The 15,841-nt window shown below is 75.7% G+C and carries 16 protein-coding genes and 1 tRNA gene; 10 read left to right on the top strand and 7 right to left on the bottom strand.

Translation table 11 applies throughout. The features are described 5' to 3' along the window. Window positions 1–4 precede the first annotated feature (4 nt). The 3 genes from KPF22_RS26300 (at window position 5) to KPF22_RS26290 (ending at window position 3,992) form a co-directional block, all read left to right on the top strand. Window positions 5–1,453 carry a HAMP domain-containing sensor histidine kinase gene (locus KPF22_RS26300; protein ID WP_244326830.1) on the top strand — a complete coding sequence of 483 codons (1,449 nt, stop codon included), beginning with the start codon at window positions 5–7 and terminating at the stop codon, window positions 1,451–1,453. A gap of 63 nt (window positions 1,454–1,516) precedes the next feature. Beyond that, a complete protein-coding gene (locus tag KPF22_RS26295) occupies window positions 1,517–3,286 on the top strand; it encodes a trypsin-like peptidase domain-containing protein (protein WP_224403573.1) in 1,770 nt (589 codons plus the stop codon). Window positions 3,287–3,500: 214 nt separating this feature from the next. Beyond that, window positions 3,501–3,992: a molybdenum cofactor biosynthesis protein B gene (locus tag KPF22_RS26290; protein WP_373324192.1), complete on the top strand. Its 492-nt coding sequence runs from the start codon at window positions 3,501–3,503 to the stop codon at window positions 3,990–3,992. 58 nt (window positions 3,993–4,050) lie between these two features. Here KPF22_RS26290 and KPF22_RS26285 read toward each other — a convergent pair whose 3' ends face one another. Continuing rightward, a complete protein-coding gene (locus tag KPF22_RS26285) occupies window positions 4,051–4,470 on the bottom strand; it encodes an antitoxin (protein ID WP_208823188.1) in 420 nt (139 codons plus the stop codon). A gap of 166 nt (window positions 4,471–4,636) precedes the next feature. Here KPF22_RS26285 and KPF22_RS26280 point away from each other — a divergent pair, with 166 nt between their 5' ends. Then, window positions 4,637–4,804, top strand: coding sequence for a hypothetical protein (locus tag KPF22_RS26280; protein ID WP_167379102.1), 168 nt, complete (start codon window positions 4,637–4,639; stop codon window positions 4,802–4,804). A gap of 15 nt (window positions 4,805–4,819) precedes the next feature. Here the strand turns inward: KPF22_RS26280 and KPF22_RS26275 are convergent, their stop codons facing one another. The 3 genes from KPF22_RS26275 to KPF22_RS26265 are packed head-to-tail and all read right to left on the bottom strand — an operon-like array spanning window position 4,820 to window position 7,945. Beyond that, window positions 4,820–6,148: a DNA-binding protein gene (locus KPF22_RS26275; protein WP_224403572.1), complete on the bottom strand. Its 1,329-nt coding sequence runs from the start codon at window positions 6,146–6,148 to the stop codon at window positions 4,820–4,822. Then, the gene (locus tag KPF22_RS26270; protein ID WP_224403571.1) at window positions 6,148–7,452 is read right to left on the bottom strand and encodes an acyl-CoA dehydrogenase family protein; all 1,305 of its coding nucleotides are present in this window, start codon (window positions 7,450–7,452) and stop codon (window positions 6,148–6,150) included. The genes KPF22_RS26275 and KPF22_RS26270 overlap by 1 nt, the downstream gene beginning before the upstream one ends. Before the next feature lie 22 nt (window positions 7,453–7,474). Further along, window positions 7,475–7,945: an Rrf2 family transcriptional regulator gene (locus tag KPF22_RS26265; protein ID WP_224403570.1), complete on the bottom strand. Its 471-nt coding sequence runs from the start codon at window positions 7,943–7,945 to the stop codon at window positions 7,475–7,477. 303 nt (window positions 7,946–8,248) lie between these two features. On the opposite strand from KPF22_RS26265, the gene KPF22_RS26260 reads away from it, so the two are divergent. Then, window positions 8,249–9,559 (top strand): acyl-CoA dehydrogenase family protein, encoded by a 1,311-nt coding sequence (locus tag KPF22_RS26260; protein ID WP_208823179.1) that lies wholly within the window; start codon window positions 8,249–8,251, stop codon window positions 9,557–9,559. 19 nt (window positions 9,560–9,578) lie between these two features. Here KPF22_RS26260 and KPF22_RS26255 read toward each other — a convergent pair whose 3' ends face one another. From KPF22_RS26255 to KPF22_RS26245, 3 genes are all read right to left on the bottom strand, one after another. Continuing rightward, window positions 9,579–10,229, bottom strand: coding sequence for an SAF domain-containing protein (locus KPF22_RS26255; RefSeq protein ID WP_178374540.1), 651 nt, complete (start codon window positions 10,227–10,229; stop codon window positions 9,579–9,581). A 101-nt stretch (window positions 10,230–10,330) separates the two neighbouring features. Further along, on the bottom strand, window positions 10,331–10,681 hold the full coding sequence (locus KPF22_RS26250; RefSeq protein ID WP_208823177.1) for an FmdB family zinc ribbon protein: 351 nt from the start codon (window positions 10,679–10,681) through the stop codon (window positions 10,331–10,333). Between the two features lie 107 nt (window positions 10,682–10,788). Beyond that, window positions 10,789–11,436, bottom strand: a complete 648-nt coding sequence (locus tag KPF22_RS26245; protein ID WP_224403569.1) for a 5-formyltetrahydrofolate cyclo-ligase — start codon at window positions 11,434–11,436, stop codon at window positions 10,789–10,791. A 36-nt stretch (window positions 11,437–11,472) separates the two neighbouring features. On the opposite strand from KPF22_RS26245, the gene KPF22_RS26240 reads away from it, so the two are divergent. From KPF22_RS26240 to KPF22_RS26220, 5 genes are all read left to right on the top strand, one after another. Then, window positions 11,473–12,375, top strand: coding sequence for a UTP--glucose-1-phosphate uridylyltransferase (locus KPF22_RS26240; RefSeq protein WP_208823175.1), 903 nt, complete (start codon window positions 11,473–11,475; stop codon window positions 12,373–12,375). Between the two features lie 2 nt (window positions 12,376–12,377). After that, on the top strand, window positions 12,378–13,598 hold the full coding sequence (gene glp, locus KPF22_RS26235) for a gephyrin-like molybdotransferase Glp (RefSeq protein ID WP_224403568.1): 1,221 nt from the start codon (window positions 12,378–12,380) through the stop codon (window positions 13,596–13,598). Between the two features lie 5 nt (window positions 13,599–13,603). Beyond that, a complete protein-coding gene (locus KPF22_RS26230; RefSeq protein WP_224403567.1) occupies window positions 13,604–14,269 on the top strand; it encodes a GNAT family N-acetyltransferase in 666 nt (221 codons plus the stop codon). Window positions 14,270–14,472: 203 nt separating this feature from the next. Continuing rightward, complete coding sequence (glpR, locus tag KPF22_RS26225) at window positions 14,473–15,654, top strand: gephyrin-like molybdotransferase receptor GlpR (protein ID WP_224403566.1); 1,182 nt, start codon at window positions 14,473–14,475, stop codon at window positions 15,652–15,654. A 52-nt stretch (window positions 15,655–15,706) separates the two neighbouring features. After that, a tRNA-Ala gene (locus KPF22_RS26220) sits at window positions 15,707–15,782 on the top strand. The last annotated feature ends 59 nt before the right edge of the window (window positions 15,783–15,841 follow it).

Here is a 15,841-nt window from a genome sequence, read left to right as displayed (position 1 = left end):
CCAGCTGCTCCCGCCCGACGAGGAGCGGGCCGAGCGCTGGTGGCGCCGCGGGCCCGCGGCCGAGCCGGACCGCGAGCGGTTCACGCTGCGCGCCCGGATCGGGGTGCTCGCCGCACTCGTCGCCGCCGCGATGGTGCTGCTCGTGTCCGCCGCCGCATTCCTCGTCGTGCGCCAGAACCTCACCAGCTCGCTGGACGAGACGCTGCGCCAGCGCGCCTACGCCGCGGCGCAGAGCGACCTGATCGACCCGCGGCTGCTCGCCGCACTCCCGCCCGACGTGCTCGGCGCGGCCGACCTGCACATCGCGCTCGTCTACTCCTCGGGCGTCGCGACCTCGGCGGACGAGTCGTCACGGCCGCCGCTGGGCGAGCCGGAGATCGAGGTCGCCCAGGGCGGGCCGACCCAGCCGGGCCGCACCGCCGAGCTCGACGGCGTGCCGTACCGGATCGTCGCCGTCCGGGCCGGGGACGGCCGCGCGCTGGTGCTGGCCCAGCGGCTCGACACGATGACCCGGGTGGTGACCCGGATGGGCACCGCGCTGCCGATCGTCGGGCTGGGTGGGGTCGTGCTGGCCGCGCTCGCCGGGGTCGCCGTCGCCCGGACCGGGCTGCGGCCGGTGCTGCGGCTGACCGCGGCGACCGAACGCGTGGCCAAGACCGGTGACCTGCGCCCGATCCCCATCTCCGGGTCCGACGAGCTCGCCCGGCTCACCCAGTCGTTCAACACGATGCTCGGCGCGCTGGCCGCGTCGCGGGAACAGCAGCGCCGGCTCGTCGCCGACGCCGGGCACGAGCTGCGCACCCCGCTGACCTCGCTGCGCACCAACCTGGAGCTGCTCGCCTCCGCCGACCGGCCGGACACCCCCGACCTGCCCGCCCAGGACCGCACCGAGCTGCTCGACGACGTCCGCGCCCAGGTCGAGGAGCTGTCCCACCTCGTCGGGGACCTCGTCGAGCTCGCCCGCGACGACGCCCCGACCATGACCAGCGAGGCACTGGAGCTCACCGAGATCGTCGACCGCGCCCTGGACCGGGTGAAGCGACGCGCGGGGGAGGTCGAGTTCGACGTCCACCGCACCCCGTGGATCCTCGACGGCGACGCCAGCGCCCTCGAACGGGCCGTGCTGAACCTGCTCGACAACGCCGTGAAGTGGAGCCCGCCCGGCGGCACGGTGCGGCTGTCGATGGTGCCGATCTCGCCGGAGTGGCTGGTCATCGAGGTGGCGGACGCGGGTGAGGGGATCGCCGCGGAGGACCTGCCGCACGTGTTCGACCGCTTCTACCGGGCCGACACCTCGCGGACCATGCCCGGCTCCGGGCTGGGGCTGTCGATCGTCGCGCAGGCGGCGGCACGGCACGGGGGAGAGGTGCGGGCCGGGCGCGCCCCGGAGGGCGGTGCGCTGCTCTCGATGGCCCTGCCGGGCCGGTACGTGGCGGAGCCGGACAGCCCATAGCCTGGTGTGACACGACGTGACACACCGGTGACACGACGGACGGAGACGACGGACGGTGGACGCATGACCCAGGACAACCCGCCCGACGAGCCGACCCGCACCGGAGCGGGGACGTCCGGCGGGGCCTCCGGGGACGCGGCCGGCCGCGAGGGCGGGCCCTCCGCCACCGCGGGAGCGGCCGGGTCCTCCGGCGACGCCGCCCCCGAGCAGGACGGGCCACGGTCGTCGTCGGGGTCCTCCGCCGACGGGTCCGCGTCGGACGGGGTCACCGACGCTCCGGCCACCGGCTCGCCGGGCGCCGCCGGGGACGGCGCCGGAGCGGACCCGGCCGGGGACACCGCCGCGGCCGGCGCGGGCGGCGAGCCGGCGACGACGTCCGCGACGTCCGCGACCGCCGACGGCGACGCGTCCACCGGGTCCGGCACGACCGCCGCGACGACCGCGGCCGGGGCGTCGCCCGCCGTCCCGGCGGACGAGGACGCCACCCCGCACCACGACCACGGCCCCGACACCGAGGCCGTCTCCACCCAGGACCCGCCCACCGACCGCTGGGCCGTGCCCGCCAACCCGTGGGCCCGCCCCGGTTCCACCGCCGCGGACGCGCCCGTCGCGGGCTCCGACGGTGCCGCGCCCGACACGGCCGCCCCGGACACCCCGACCGACACGACGCCGGTGCCGGCGGACGGCACCCGGGAGCTCCCGGCGCACCCGGACGCGACCGGCGCGGCCGCCCCCGGCGAGTCTGCCCCGCCCCCGTGGGCGGTCGGCGCCCCGCCCGCACCACGTCGTCCGCCCGGCCGCGGCCGCCGGGGTGTCGTCCTGGTCGCGGCCGGGCTGCTCGTCGCGCTGGTCGCGGGTGCCCTCGGCGGCCTGATCGGCGCGCGCCTCGCAGGCGGGCCGGGGGGCGCGGCGCCGTCCGGCTCGGTCGAGGCCGTCGCCGAGAAGGTGCTGCCCGCCGTCGTGCAGATCCGCGTCGACGGCGGCGCGGGCAACGTCGGTGACCGCGGCGAGGGCTCCGGCATGATCGTCGGCAACGACGGCCTGATCCTCACCAACAACCACGTCGTCGCCCCGGCGGCCCAGGGCGGCACGCTGCGCGTGGTCCTGCAGGACGGCCGCACCGCCATCGGGACGATCGTCGGGCAGGACCCGCAGTCCGACATCGCCCTCGTGCGCACGGACCTGCCGGGCCTGAGCACCATCGAGCTCGGCGACTCCGACCGCGTCCGGGTCGGTCAGCAGGTCACCGCGTTCGGGTCGCCGCTCGGGCTCGGCGGGTCGGTCACCACCGGCATCGTCTCGGCCGTCGACCGGGCCGTCGGCATCCCCGCCGAGTCGGGTGCGCCCGGGGCGAGCGACACCGTGCTGAACGCGATCCAGACCGACGCCGCGATCAACCCCGGCAACTCCGGGGGCCCGCTCGTGGACTCCGACGGCCGGGTCGTCGGCATCAACTCCGCCATCGCGACGGCCGGGCCGGGCGGCGGCTCGATCGGCGTCGGCTTCTCCATCCCGATCAACCAGGCCCGCCGGATCGCCGACCAGCTGCGCGGCGGCGGCAAGGCCACGCACGCCGTGCTCGGCGTGACCGTCGGCAACGACCCGCAGCTGCGCGGCGCGGTGATCCAGGAGGTCACCCCGGACGGCGCGGCCGCGAAGGCCGGGCTGCGCCTGCAGGAGATCGTGGCCCGGCTCGGCGACCAGCGGATCACCACCGGCACCGATCTGCAGGCCGCGGTGCGGTCGCAGCCGCCGGGCAGCGTCGTCCAGCTGGACGTCGTCGACGCCGGCGGGGCGACCCGGACCGTCGAGGTGACACTGGGCGAGCAGTGAGGGTGCAGTCCGTCCGACCGGACGGGGCCGGGTGGGTGGCACACACCGTACGTCGTTGACGGGTGAAGAACCGGCGTGATGGGGTGTCCCCGTATTCGGTGGTGCCCCACCGAATACGCCCGGAGCGTCGTGTCGGTGCCGGTCCCCCCTCCCCGCACCGGCACGGCCTCCCCGGGGCCGCGTCCCGGCCGACGCTAGGGTGACCGCCATGGAGATGTCGGGTCCGCAGATCGGCCGTGCCCTCGTGGTGATCGTCGACGACCGGGTCAGTGCGGGTGAGCGGTCCGACGGCACCGGGCCGCTGGTCACCGAGCTGCTGGAGGAGGCCCACTTCCTCGTCGACGGTGTGGTCTCGGCCCCCGGCGACGTGGTGGCCATCCGCAGCGCGCTGAACACCGCCGTGATCGGCGGCGTCGACCTGGTGGTGACCGTCGGCGGCACGGGCGTGTCGCCCCGTGACGTCACCCCGGACGCCACCACCGGTGTCCTCGACCGGCCGGTGCCGGGGATCGCCGAGGCCATCCGCGCCTCCGGCCTCGCCGCCGGTGCGGTCGACGCCGGGGTGTCCCGTGGGGTCGTCGGCGTCTCGGGCAGCACGCTGGTGGTCAACCTGGCGGCGTCCCGCGCCGCCGTCCGCGACGGCATGGCGACGCTGACCCCGCTGGTCCCGCACGTCATCTCGGAGCTGTCCGGCCTCGACGACTGACCCCCTGCACGACGGACGGGCCCCGGCGGATCGCCGGGGCCCGTCCGTGTGCGTGGGCTCAGTTCGCCGGGGGCACCGGCGGGACGCCGCCGTCGTCCTTGCGCTCCGGCGGCACCGGCGGGACGGCCGGCGGCTGCTGCGACGCGGCCGGGTTGCCCTGCGGCGCCAATGCGTCGCCCCCGGGCGGGGCGGGCGGCACCGGCGGGACGGCGTCGCCGTGCGTGCCGGCGCCGGGGGCGGCCGGCCCGGTGTGCCCGAGTGCACCCTCGACCTTGCCCTTCACCCCGTCGATCTGCTCGGAGTACTTGCCGCCGGTGGCCTGGTCGACCTTCTCGGCGGCCTTCTCGACGAGCGGACCCGCCTTCTCCTTGGCCTTCTCCAGGTGCGGGCCGGCCTGCTCCATCGCCTTGTCCAGGTGCGGCTTCGCCTTCTCGATCGCGTTCTCGGCCGCCTCGCGTGCCTTGTCCAGGAACCCCATGAGCGGTCCACCTCTCCTGTCGTCGCCCGGGTGCCCGGGCGGATGCGTACGGCTGACCCCATGGTGTCACCCGGACGCGTCGTCGTGGGGAGTCACGGGCACGGCACGGCACGGTGACGCGGGATCGGTGCCCACCCACGCCGCCCGCGCACGGCACCATGGGGCCATGAGCGAGCCCGCGGACCGGATGCGCCGACGGATCGAGGAGATCTTCGGCGACGACCCCTCGACCACCGCCGACGAGCGGGCCGACTACGGCGCCGCCGACGAGCGCGACACCGCGGACCCCGACCGCTGGTTCACCGAGAACCGCCCCCCGCACCACGGCGGCTGACCGGCCGGAGCGCGCTCAGAGACCGAGGGCCGCCCGTACCGCCGGGACGGCGCGGCGCGACACCGGGATCCGTTCGGCACCGGCCCGGTCGGTGCCCACCGTCATGCCGTCCGGTCCGCGGTGCACCGTCCGGACCCGCGCGGTGTTCACGAGGTGCCCGCGGTGCACCCGCAGGAAACCGGCGGGCGCCAGCTCGCGGGCCAGCCGGTCGATCCCGCGGTGCGCGGCCCGCAGTACGCCGAGGTCGGTGACCAGCCAGACGTCGTGGCCGTCGGCGCGGGCGTGCCGGACGTCGTCGCAGGCCAGCAGGTGCAGCCGCCCGCCCCGCCCGACCGCGGCGACCCGGCCCGGCGCGACCCCGCCGGCGGCCGGCGGTGGGACCGGCAGCACGTCGTCGGTGACCGACCCGGTGCGGTCGGCGACGGCGAGGAAGCCGACCGGGCCCGCGTCGCCGGGCACCGGGCGCAGCCGGAACGCCAGCGGCTCCGCACCCCCCGCGGCACCGACGACGACCGTCCCCGACCAGGTGTCGTCCCCGCCGGCCCGGACCAGCGCGGGTGCGACTGCCCGGCCCAGCGCCCGTCCGCCGTCGGAGCGGGGGAGCAGGCCCCGCCGGCAGGCCGCGGCGTTCGCCGCGACGACCCGGCCGCCGCCGTCGAGCGCGAGCAGCGGCCGCCGTTCGCGCCGGTCCAGGTCGACGAAGGCGCCCGCCAGCACGGCGCTGGAGCGGGCCGCGGCGTCGCACAGCACCCGGAGTGCGGGGCCGGTCGCGAGGAGCAGGTCGTCGGGGCGGACCGGCAGGCAGCGGCCCCGGGTGGAGACGGTCAGCGCCGCCACCGCCGTCCCGAGCACCGGGTCGCACACCGCCGTCGAGACACAGCTGCGGTCGTGCAGCGCCGAGCTCCAGTGCTCCGGCCCCCGCACACAGACCGCCCGCGGGTGGGCGAGGGCGGTCCCGGCGCCGTTGGTCCCGGCCCGCGCCTCGGCCCAGACGCTGCCCGGGGCCGCGGCGGACCCGCCCGATCCGCGCGCCGCCCACGACGCCAGCACCCGGCCGTCGCCGTCGGTGACGGCGGCGACGCACCCGTCGTGCCGGCCGGCGATCCCCGCGGCGACGGCGCCGAGCATCGTGAACACCGAGGCGTGCTCCCGGCGGTAGACCGCGTCGTCCCGGGCGGGGGCGTGCACCGGTGCCAGTGGGTCGAGCCGGTGGAGGTCCCGGCAGCGCAGCCAGGACAGCGCGATCGACAGCGGCACGTCCGCGGGCACCTCGTCGCCCGCCGCGAAGCGTTCCCACGCCTCCCGGGTGCGGGTGAAGGCCGCCGAGCCGTCCCGGTCGGGCATCAGCGCACCCCCGGGACGGTGCCGATGCCCTCCATGGATCGCGTGAAGGGGAGCGGGTCGCCGTCGGCGAAGACGTCGGGCGTGTAGCCGGGGTCGGTCATGACCCCCCAGGTGCGACGGCGCTGCATGGCCAGGTTGCCGGCGTCGTAGAGGGGGAAGACGGCGGCCTCGCGGTAGAGGCGCTCCATCGGGAACCGGCGGTCCAGGGCGTTCACCCCGACCACCCGCATGCAGTCGTTCACCACCTGCGTGACGAGCTCGGTGCAGAACGTCTTCGACATCCCGGCGAGCGCCTGGCCCTGCCCGTCGTGCCGGTCCAGGTAGTGCGCGGCCTTCCAGCACAGGTAGCGGGCCGCCTCGATCCGCACCCCGACGTCGGCGAGCAGGTTCCCGACCGCCTGGTGCTCGATGACCGGGGCCGAGCCGCCGCCGGTGAAGGTCCGCGCCCACTTGAGCGTGAACTCGAAGGCGGCCCGCGCGACGCCGACCGCGGCGATCCCGGCGATCGGACCGGACCAGGTGAAGGCCCGGTTGACCAGCAGGTCCCCGTCGCCGTGGGCGAAGACGTTCTCCTCGGGGACGCGGACGCCGCGGAAGGTCATCGTCACGTTCTGGCAGGTCCGGTGGGCCAGCTTGTCGATCACCTCGAACGACAGCCCCGGCGCGCCCCGCTCGACGACGACGGCGCTCAGCGCCGAGGTCCCGCCCGCCGTGCGGTCGGTCCGCACGATGCAGACGGTCAGGTCGGCACCCTCCAGGTCCCAGCCGCCCGCGTTGCACGGCCAGTGCTTCTCACCGTGCAGGACGTACTCGCCGCGGGCGCGGTCGTGGGTGGCGACGAGCTGGACACCGGCCCGACTGTCGGGGTGGTCGAAGTTCGCGGTCCCACCACGCTCGCTCACCGCCCAGCCGGCCAGGAACCGCCCGGTGGGGTCGCCGGTCGCGCGCCGGACCCACCGGTCGCGCAGCTCGTCGGGGGCCGCCCAGAGCAGCGGCTTCAGCGCCAGGCCGTTGACGAGCAGCGTCGTCGCGAAGCCGGGGTCGACCGCGCACAGCTCCTCGACCGCGACCAGGAAGTCCACCTGGGACAGCCCGCCACCGCCGAGCTCGCGGGGCAGGAACAGTGTGGTCAGCCCGGCGGCGTAGGCGGCCTCGTAGGCCGGGCGGGTCGCCCGGAACGCCTCCTGCGGGTCGGGCAGCGCCTCGGCCCGCTCGACGACCGGGCGCAGCACCTCCCGGGCGAACCCGCGGGCCCGGCGCTTCAGGTCGCGCTGGGAGCGGGAGAGCGTGAAGTCGACGGCCATCGGGCACCTCCTGCCGGTCCGGTCACCGGGAGGAGCCGGATCCGCAGCCGCGGAGGCCGGTCCCGGTGAGCTCGAGGGCTCCGCGCAGCCCCAGGTCGTTGTCCGCGATCTGGTCGAGGGTCGCGGCGTCGAGGACGGCGAAGTAGGCGTCCAGCGCCTCGGAGAAGACGCTGCGGGCCCCGCACACCCCCGCGATCCGGCAGTAGCGCGCCGGCCCCAGGCACTCGACGACGGCGAAATCGCCCTCCATCGCCCGCATCACCGCCCCGACCGTGATCGACGACGGCCGTGCGGCCAGCCGCACACCGCCGCCCCGCCCGCGCGAGGTCGCGACGATCCCGGCGGCGGCGAGCCGCTGGACGACCTTCTCCAGGTGGTGGCGCGAGACGCGGTGGGCGGCGGCGATCTCGCCGACCGAACCCCGCCCGTCCGGGGCGACCCGGAGGTACATGAGGACACGGAGGGCGTAGTCGGCGTGGCTGGTGTGTTTCACGGGCGCGTGCGCTCCTCGTCGCCGGGGGACCGGAAGCAGTATTCGATCTACCGATTACAGCTGCGTTTCCCCAGGTGAAGCTCGTGTAGCAGGTGCCGGGACGGTGTCGCGAACAGGCCTGTCGAGGCGGTTGAGGGTGTCGCGTGACCGCTGGTGACAGGGCCCGTACCGCTCGTGCCACGGGGCTTCCGTCGGGCGCGCCGCGGTCCGATCGTCGGCGGCCACCGGGTCCGTTCCGAACCGGTACGCCCGGTACCGGTTCCGCCCGGTGCCGTCCCCGATCCCGATGCGAAGGGAAGCGCCATGCCTGTCGACTTCACGTTGTCCGACGAGCAGCGCAAGCTGCAGCACGACGTCCGTGCGTTCTCCGAGAACGTCCTCCAGCCGGTCGTCGCGGCGGCGGACGCCGAGCCCGACCCGCTCGAGGGCTTCCGGATGACCAAGGGGGCCTACGTCGAGGCGTACAAGGCGGGCATCGCCATGTGCATGCTGCCCGCCGAGTACGGCGGCGGCGGGGTCTCCTGCGTCGACCTGGTCATCGCCGCCGAGGAGATCTGCGCGGTCGACCCCGGCTTCGCCTGCACCGTGCTCTGCAACGGCCTCGGGCTGATGCCGATCGCCTGGTACGGCAGCGACGAGCAGAAGGAACGCATCCTGCGGGCGGCCACCTCCGACCCGACCGGCACCTACCTCGGCGGGTGGACGGCGAGCGAGCCGCCGGGCAACCCGGGCGGCACCGCGAACTTCGACATCCCGCTGCCGCGACCGGCCGGCGTCGGCCTGACCGCGGTCCGCGACGGCGACCACTTCGTCGTCAACGGGCGCAAGTACTGGCCGTCGTCGGCCGGATGGGACGAGACCGGCACGAACGCCGGCACCCTCATCGTCCGGACCGACCCGGAGGCGGGCGGCACCGAGGGGCTGTCCGCGCTGATCCTGGAGGGGAACACCCCCGGTGTGACGTTCCGGCACCTCGACAAGATCGGTCACCGGCTCGCGTCCAACGCCGAGATCGTGTTCACCGATGCCCGGATCCCGGTCGAGAACCTCCTGCCGGGCGCCGAGGGCAACGGCGACCTCGTGATCAACCGGAACTTCGCCTGGTCCGGGCCGGTCGCGGCGATCGCCGCCGTCGGCATGGCCCGCACCGCCTACGAGACCGCGCTGGAGTTCGCCCGCAACCACACCGCGGGCGCCCTGAAGCCGATCATCGAGTTCCAGAACGTCGGCTACGTGCTCGGCGACGTCGCCTCGAAGATCGAGATGGCGCGGTACTTCTGCTGGCGGGCCGCGGACTACCTGGACAAGCACGACCAGCACGCCGAGCTGGTCGGCGCGATGAACAAGATCCAGGTGACCGAGCTGATGATCGACTGCGTCTACAAGTGCATGCAGATCGTCGGCGTCAACAGCCTGGAGACCGCGAACGGCTTCGGCAAGCTGCTGCGCGAGGTCGCGGTGCTCCCGATCTACGACGGTGGGAACATGGGCATGCAGCGCCGCCGTGTGCACGGCATCCTCGCCGACCCGCTGTTCAACCCGCGGGCGATCATGGACGACGAGATGGTCGTCTTCGGCAAGCAGCACGAGTCGATCGGCACGATCGCCGGCTGAGGCCCGGCGCCACCGGGGCTCAGCGCAGGGTGACCGTGACCTCGCCGGCCAGCGTCGCCGCGGCCACCGCGGTCGCCTCCGCCTCGGGCAGCGCGACCAGCACCAGCGGTCCCGGGTCCGCCCGCGCCCCGGCGGCCCCGGGGGCGGGTGGCAGCACCGCCACCACCCCGGCCCGGGCGGCCAGCACACGCGCGCCGTCCGGGCCGCCCGCCACGACGTCCACCCGGGAGCCGGGGGACAGCAGCGCGGCCACCGCCGGATCGGCCGGGCGCAGCGGCACCGCCGAGGCGCCCGGCCCACCGGTGACGACGGCCAGCGCGGACCCGACCAGCCTCAGCTCGCCGACCGGCTCGCCCGCGGTCACCGGTCCGGCGAGCAGCCGCCCGGCCACGGCGTCGGGCGCGGTCAGGGCACCGGCGGGGGCGAGGGCGGGCGGCCAGGAGGCCACGACGACGTCGGCCGGGCCCAGCGCCGTGCCGGGGGCGAGGTCGCGGGCCGCGACCAGTACCGGGACCCGCTCGTCACCCGCGGCGGGGAGCAGTGCCACGACCACGGCCGCGACCGCGAGGGCGGCGGCCAGCACCCGGCGGGCCAGCAACGCCCGTGACCAGGAGGGCCGCCGCAGCAGCCGGTCCCACGGGCGGTCCGCCCGCTGTGTCTGCTCCGCCATGGCCGCCCCTCCGCCGTCGTCGTTCCGACGCTAGGGCGGGACAGGGCCGGTGACGGGCCGATCCACCGGCCTGTGGACAACCCCGGCCGGTTGTGGACGGATCAGGAAGCGGCGGCCTTCGAGGACGACGTGCCGGCCGAGCTCGACGAGGAGCTCGACGACGAGGAGGACGAGGAACTCGACGAGGACGAGGAGTCCGAGGACGACGAGCTCGACGAGGAGCTGTCGGACTTCGCCGACTCCGAGGAGGACCCGGACCCGCTGCTCACCGAGCCCGAGCGGGAGTCGGTGCGGTAGAAGCCGCTGCCCTTGAACACGATGCCCACCGAGGAGAAGACCTTGCGCAGCTTCCCGCCGCAGTTCGGGCAGGTGCTGAGGGCGTCGTCGGAGAACGACTGCACCGCCTCGAAGCGGTGGTCACACGCGGTGCATGCGTACTGGTAGGTCGGCACAACATCCTCCGGACGAACTGGGGCGGTGCCCGCCCGCGGGCTGGCACTCGACGAGAGCGAGTGCCAGCATACTCCGAGGCGACGGTCGCTCCGACCCGTCCACACGGTCAGGGCGAGAGATGCACCACCCCGTCCCGGGGCAGGACGACCGCCCCCACCGCGACGTCGTGGTCCTCGGCCGGGACGTCGTCGAGCAGCTCGCCGTCGTGCAGCGGGACGACCAGCAGGGCGCCGGGCGCGGCGAGCGCGAGCGTCCGGTCGTAGAAGCCGCCGCCGCGGCCCAGGCGTCGCCCGCACCGGTCGACGGCCAGCGCGGGCACCACCACCAGGCCGGCCGACGCGAGCGCGGCGGGCCCGAGCCGGGGACCGGTCGGCTCGACGACCCCCAGCGGCCCGGGGGCCAGGTCGTCCGGACCGCGGTAGCCGGTCCAGTCCAGCGGGCCCGGCGCGTCCGGGACCACCGGGGCGAGGACCTCGTGACCGGCGGCGACCAGCGCGTCGGGCAGTGACGGCACGCCCGGCCCCGCACCGCCGGGTTCGGTGCCGATCGGCAGGTAGCACGCCACCGGGCCGGGTGTCGCGGTGGCGAGCGCGCACAGGTGCTCCGACAGCGCGGCGGTCGTCGCGGCCCGGTCGGCGACCGGGCGCCCGCGACGTGCCGCCAGCAGCGTGCGCCGCAGCGACCGCTTGGCGTCAGCGGCTCGTCCACCCTGATCAGGCGACGATCCACCCCTGTCCTCCGCGCGAGCCGTCACGGCTCCAGGCTAGAGCTGTGGCTAGGCTCGCCGACCATGAGCGTGCAGACGTCCAGCGGCACCGGGGCCTTCCGCACCGCCGTCGTCCCGGCGGCGGGTCTGGGCACCCGGTTCCTGCCGACGACCAAGGCCGTGCCGAAGGAGCTGCTCCCCGTCGTCGACACGCCCGGGATCGAGCTGGTCGCCGCGGAGGCCGCCGAGGCCGGCGCACAGCGGCTGCTGGTCGTGACCTCGCCGGGCAAGGACTCGGTCGCGGCCTACTTCCGCACCGACGACGAGCTGGTGAAGACCCTCGAGGGCCGCGGCAAGGGCGAGCTGGCGGACAAGGTCCGCCGCGCCCCCGGCCTGCTCGAGGTCGACTCGGTGTACCAGTACGAGCCGAAGGGCCTCGGCCACGCCGTCGCCCAGGCCGGCCCGGCACTGGCCGACGACGAGCAGGCCGTCGCCGTCCTGCTGCCCGACGACCTGGTCCTCCCGACCGGGGTCCTCGCCCGCATGGCGCAGGTCCGCGAGGAGCACGGCGGCAGCGTCCTCTGCGCCTTCGACGTGCCGCGCGAGCAGATCTCGGCCTACGGCGTCTTCGAGGTCTCCGACACCGGCGACGACGACGTCAAGCAGGTCCACGGGATGGTCGAGAAGCCCGCCCCGGACGAGGCCCCCTCGACCTTCGCCGCGGCCGGTCGCTACCTGCTCGACCGTGCGATCTTCGACGCGCTGGACCGGATCACCCCCGGCGCGGGCGGTGAGCTGCAGCTGACCGACGCCGTCGCGCTGCTGATCTCCGAGGGGCACCCGGTGCACGTCGTCGTGCACCGCGGCGGGCGCCACGACCTGGGCAACCCCGCCGGGTACGCGCGGGCCTACGTCGACTTCATGCTGCAGCACCCGGAGTACGGCGAGGACCTGCGGACCTGGCTGAACGAGCGACTGAAGGACTGAGAGTGCGCACGGTCACCGATCACCTGTCCCGCATCCTGGACGTGGCGGTGCGCCCGGCCCCGGTGCGCGTCGCGATCACCGACGCGCAGGGGCTGCGCAGCGCCGAGGAGGTCGTCGCGGCGCGTCCGTTGCCGGTCTTCGACCAGGCCGCGATCGACGGCTACGCGGTGCGCAGCGTCGACGTGGCCGGGGCGACCGACGCCTCCCCGGTCACCGTCCCGGTGGTGGGCGAGATCGCCGCCGGGTCGCGTCAGCCGCTGCGGCTGCAGCCCGGCCAGGCCGTCCGCGTCGCGGCGGGGGCGCCGCTGCCGACCCTCGCCGACGCCGTCGCACCGCTGGGGTGGACCGACGGCGGCACCGCGCGCCTCACGATCCGCCGCGGCGTGCCGTCGGCCGGCTTCGTGCGCCGGGTGGGGGAGGACGTCCAGTCCGGTGACGTCGCCGTCCGCGAGGGCGACGTCGTCGGCTCGGCCCAGGTCGCGATGCTCGCCGCCGCGGGCCGGGACAAGCTGCTGGTGCACCCGCGGCCACGGGTCTCGGTCGTCTCGGTCGGCGACGAGCTGGTGGAGGTGAGCCGCTCGGCGTCGTCCGGGCAGGTCGCCGACGTCTGCTCGCACGCCGTGGTCGCCGCCGCCCGGGAGGCGGGTGCGGAGACCAACCGGCCCCGCACCGTCGGCGGCAGCGCCGCGGAGATCCGTGGCGCCGTGGAGGACCTGCTGCCGGCCTCGGAGATCGTCGTGGTCTGCGGCGCGGGCGGCGGGACGACCGCGGCCGAGGCCAGGAGCGGGCTGGCCGACCTCGGTGGCATCGACGACACCCGCGTCGCGATGCACCCCGGTTCCGCGCAGGGCTACGGCCGGCTCGGCCCGGACGCCGTGCCGGTGTTCCTGTTCCCGTCGCACCCGGCGACCGCGCTGGTGCTGTTCGAGGTGTTCGTCCGGCCGCTGATCCGGCTGGCGCTGGGCCAGGAGCCGATGCGGCGCACCTGGACCGCCCGGCTGACCTCCCCGATCGTCTCCCCGGCCGGGCGCCGGTCCTACGTCCCGGCGCGGCTGCTGCGCTCCGACGACGGCGGCGAGCTGCTCGCCCAGCCGCTCGGTGTGTCGGGCACCCACCTGCTGGCCGTGCTGTCCGAGGTCAACGCGCTGGCGGTCATCGACGAGGACGTGACCGAGATGACCGTCGGTGAGCACGTCGAGCTGGTTCCCCGCGGGCGGAACTGAGCCGCGTGCCGCCGTCCGCCGTCCCCGAACCGCCCGGCGGTCACCCCGGCTGGCCCGCCGTCCTCGGACCGCTGCGGGTGCGCGGGCACGAGGTGGGGCTGCGCCCGGTGCGGCTGCGCGACGGCGGTGACTGGGCCCGGATCCGGGTGCGCGACGAGCAGTTCCTGCGTCCCTGGGAGCCGACGACCTACGGCGGGTGGTCCCGCCGCAACTCCGGGGTGGAGTGGCCCGGCCGCTGGTGGCTGCTGCGCGGGGCCGCCCGGCGCGGGCTGTCGCTGCCGTTCGCGATCACTGTCGACGGCGCGATGGCCGGCCACGTCATGGTCGGCAACGTCGTACGGGAGCCGCTGCTGTCGGGCTACGTCGGTTACTGGCTCGACTCGGCCCTGGGCGGGCGCGGGATCACCACCGCGGCCGTCGCGCTCGTCCTCGACCACTGTTTCGGCCCGGTGCGGCTGCATCGCGTCGAGGCCACGGTCCGCCCGGAGAACGTGGCCAGCATCGCGGTGCTCGCTCGGCTCGGGCTGCGCCGCGAGGGACTGCTGCAGCGCTACCTCGACGTCGACGGCGCCTGGCGTGACCACTACGCCTACGCGGTGACCGCCGAGGAGGTCCCGCCGGGTGGTTTCGCGGCCCGGCTGGTGCGGGACGGACGCGCCTCGCGGGCCTGACCCTGCGCAGCGTCCACACCTCGTCTGATCACTCACCGGAGTCACACGTGTACCGCACGTCCCTGGTTTCGCACCGTCCGTCCGAGGGACCACGGCGCGTCGCGACCCGGGTGCGGACGTCCGCCCGATTACGGTGATCGGTGGTGGCGCGGATCGGGGCCGTTCCACCGGGTGGACTGCGCCGGTCGGGGGAGGAGGCAGCCGTGCCCAGCTCTCTGATCTTCGTGGGTCTGGTCGTGCTCTGGCTGCTGATCCTCGTTCCGACCGTCGCCCGGCGTCAGCAGGAAGTGGCCCGGCTCAGCCCGGCGCTGCTGTCCGGGCGGGTGCTGGAACGTCCCGCGCGGCATCGACACCCGGAGGTTCTTGTGACACAGCGATCCGGTCCGACCACGGTCGGCGAGCTGGCGGAGGCGCGGGACGACGTCCCCGCTCCCCGTGAGCGCTCCGACGAGGCCGACCAGTACGCCTACGACGACGTCGAGGACACCGAGATCGACGACGAGGGCCGGGTCCGCGGCCCCGGAGGCGCCGACCACGACCTCGACCTCGTCGACCACGACGACGTCGATCCCGACGAGCGGGTCCGGTCGGACCGGGAGCACGACCCCCGGCCCGACGACGACCACGAGCCCGCCGGGCCCGTCGACGCCGACGACGAGCGCGGGACCGACGCCGAGCGCCTCGACGAGGTCGACGAGGTCGACGAGGAGGGCTGGTCCCGCCCGCCGGCCCGCTACCGCCCCGGCCGCGGGGGCTTCGACCCCGAGGCCGCCGCCGCGGCCGCGCACGCCAAGTACGCGTTCCGCCAGCGCGTCGTCCTCGGCCTGCTGGTCCTGCTGCTCGCCGCCGGTGCGGCCGCGCTGCTGGTCTCGACGGTGTTCTGGTGGGTCACCGGTGTCCTCGGTGCGGGCCTGGTCGGCTACCTGACCTACCTGCGCCGCCAGGTCCGCATCGAGGAGGGCATCCGGGCCCGCCGCGCCGCGCGCCTGGCCGGCACCCGGCAGTCCCCGGCCGCCGACGACCCCGAGCTCGACGAGTGGGCCCACCGCGGCCGCGACGCCTCCGCCGAGGAGCGGACCGACGACGAGACCCGCGCGACCGCGGCCCCCGTCACCGCGGGCGCCGACGAGGACGACGACTGGACCGCCGACGACGGCGAGCCCACCCGGGTCCGCGGTACCGGCGAGCCGCTGGGCGTGCTCCCGGCCCGCGGGCGCACCGTCGAGGGGCCCGTCGGTACCGAGCACGAGTCGTCGCTCCCGCGCCTCGCCGCGGCCCCGCCGCCGCCCGTCCCGGCCGGGACGTCGCTGGTCGACGTGGACGCCGAGGAGGAGCCCGACGAGTTCGACACCGGTACCCCCCACCGGCGTGCGGTGGGTGAATAGGGGTCTGTTAGGGTTCTTCAGGTCGGCCCGCGAGGGCGGACCTGAGACACCTGGGGCTGTAGCGCAGTTGGTAGCGCGTCTCGTTCGCATCGAGAAGGTCAGGGGTTCGATTCCCCTCAGCTCCACCACCATCTGAGTTCTTTCCACGGACGTTCCGTTCGCGAAGGGCCGTCCTCCCCCAGGGGAG

Source organism: Pseudonocardia sp. ICBG1034, assembly GCF_020131375.1.
Lineage (GTDB): Bacteria > Actinomycetota > Actinomycetes > Mycobacteriales > Pseudonocardiaceae > Pseudonocardia > Pseudonocardia alni.
Note: the sequence above shows the minus strand (reverse complement) of the source record. Positions and strands in the feature narration are given on the sequence as shown.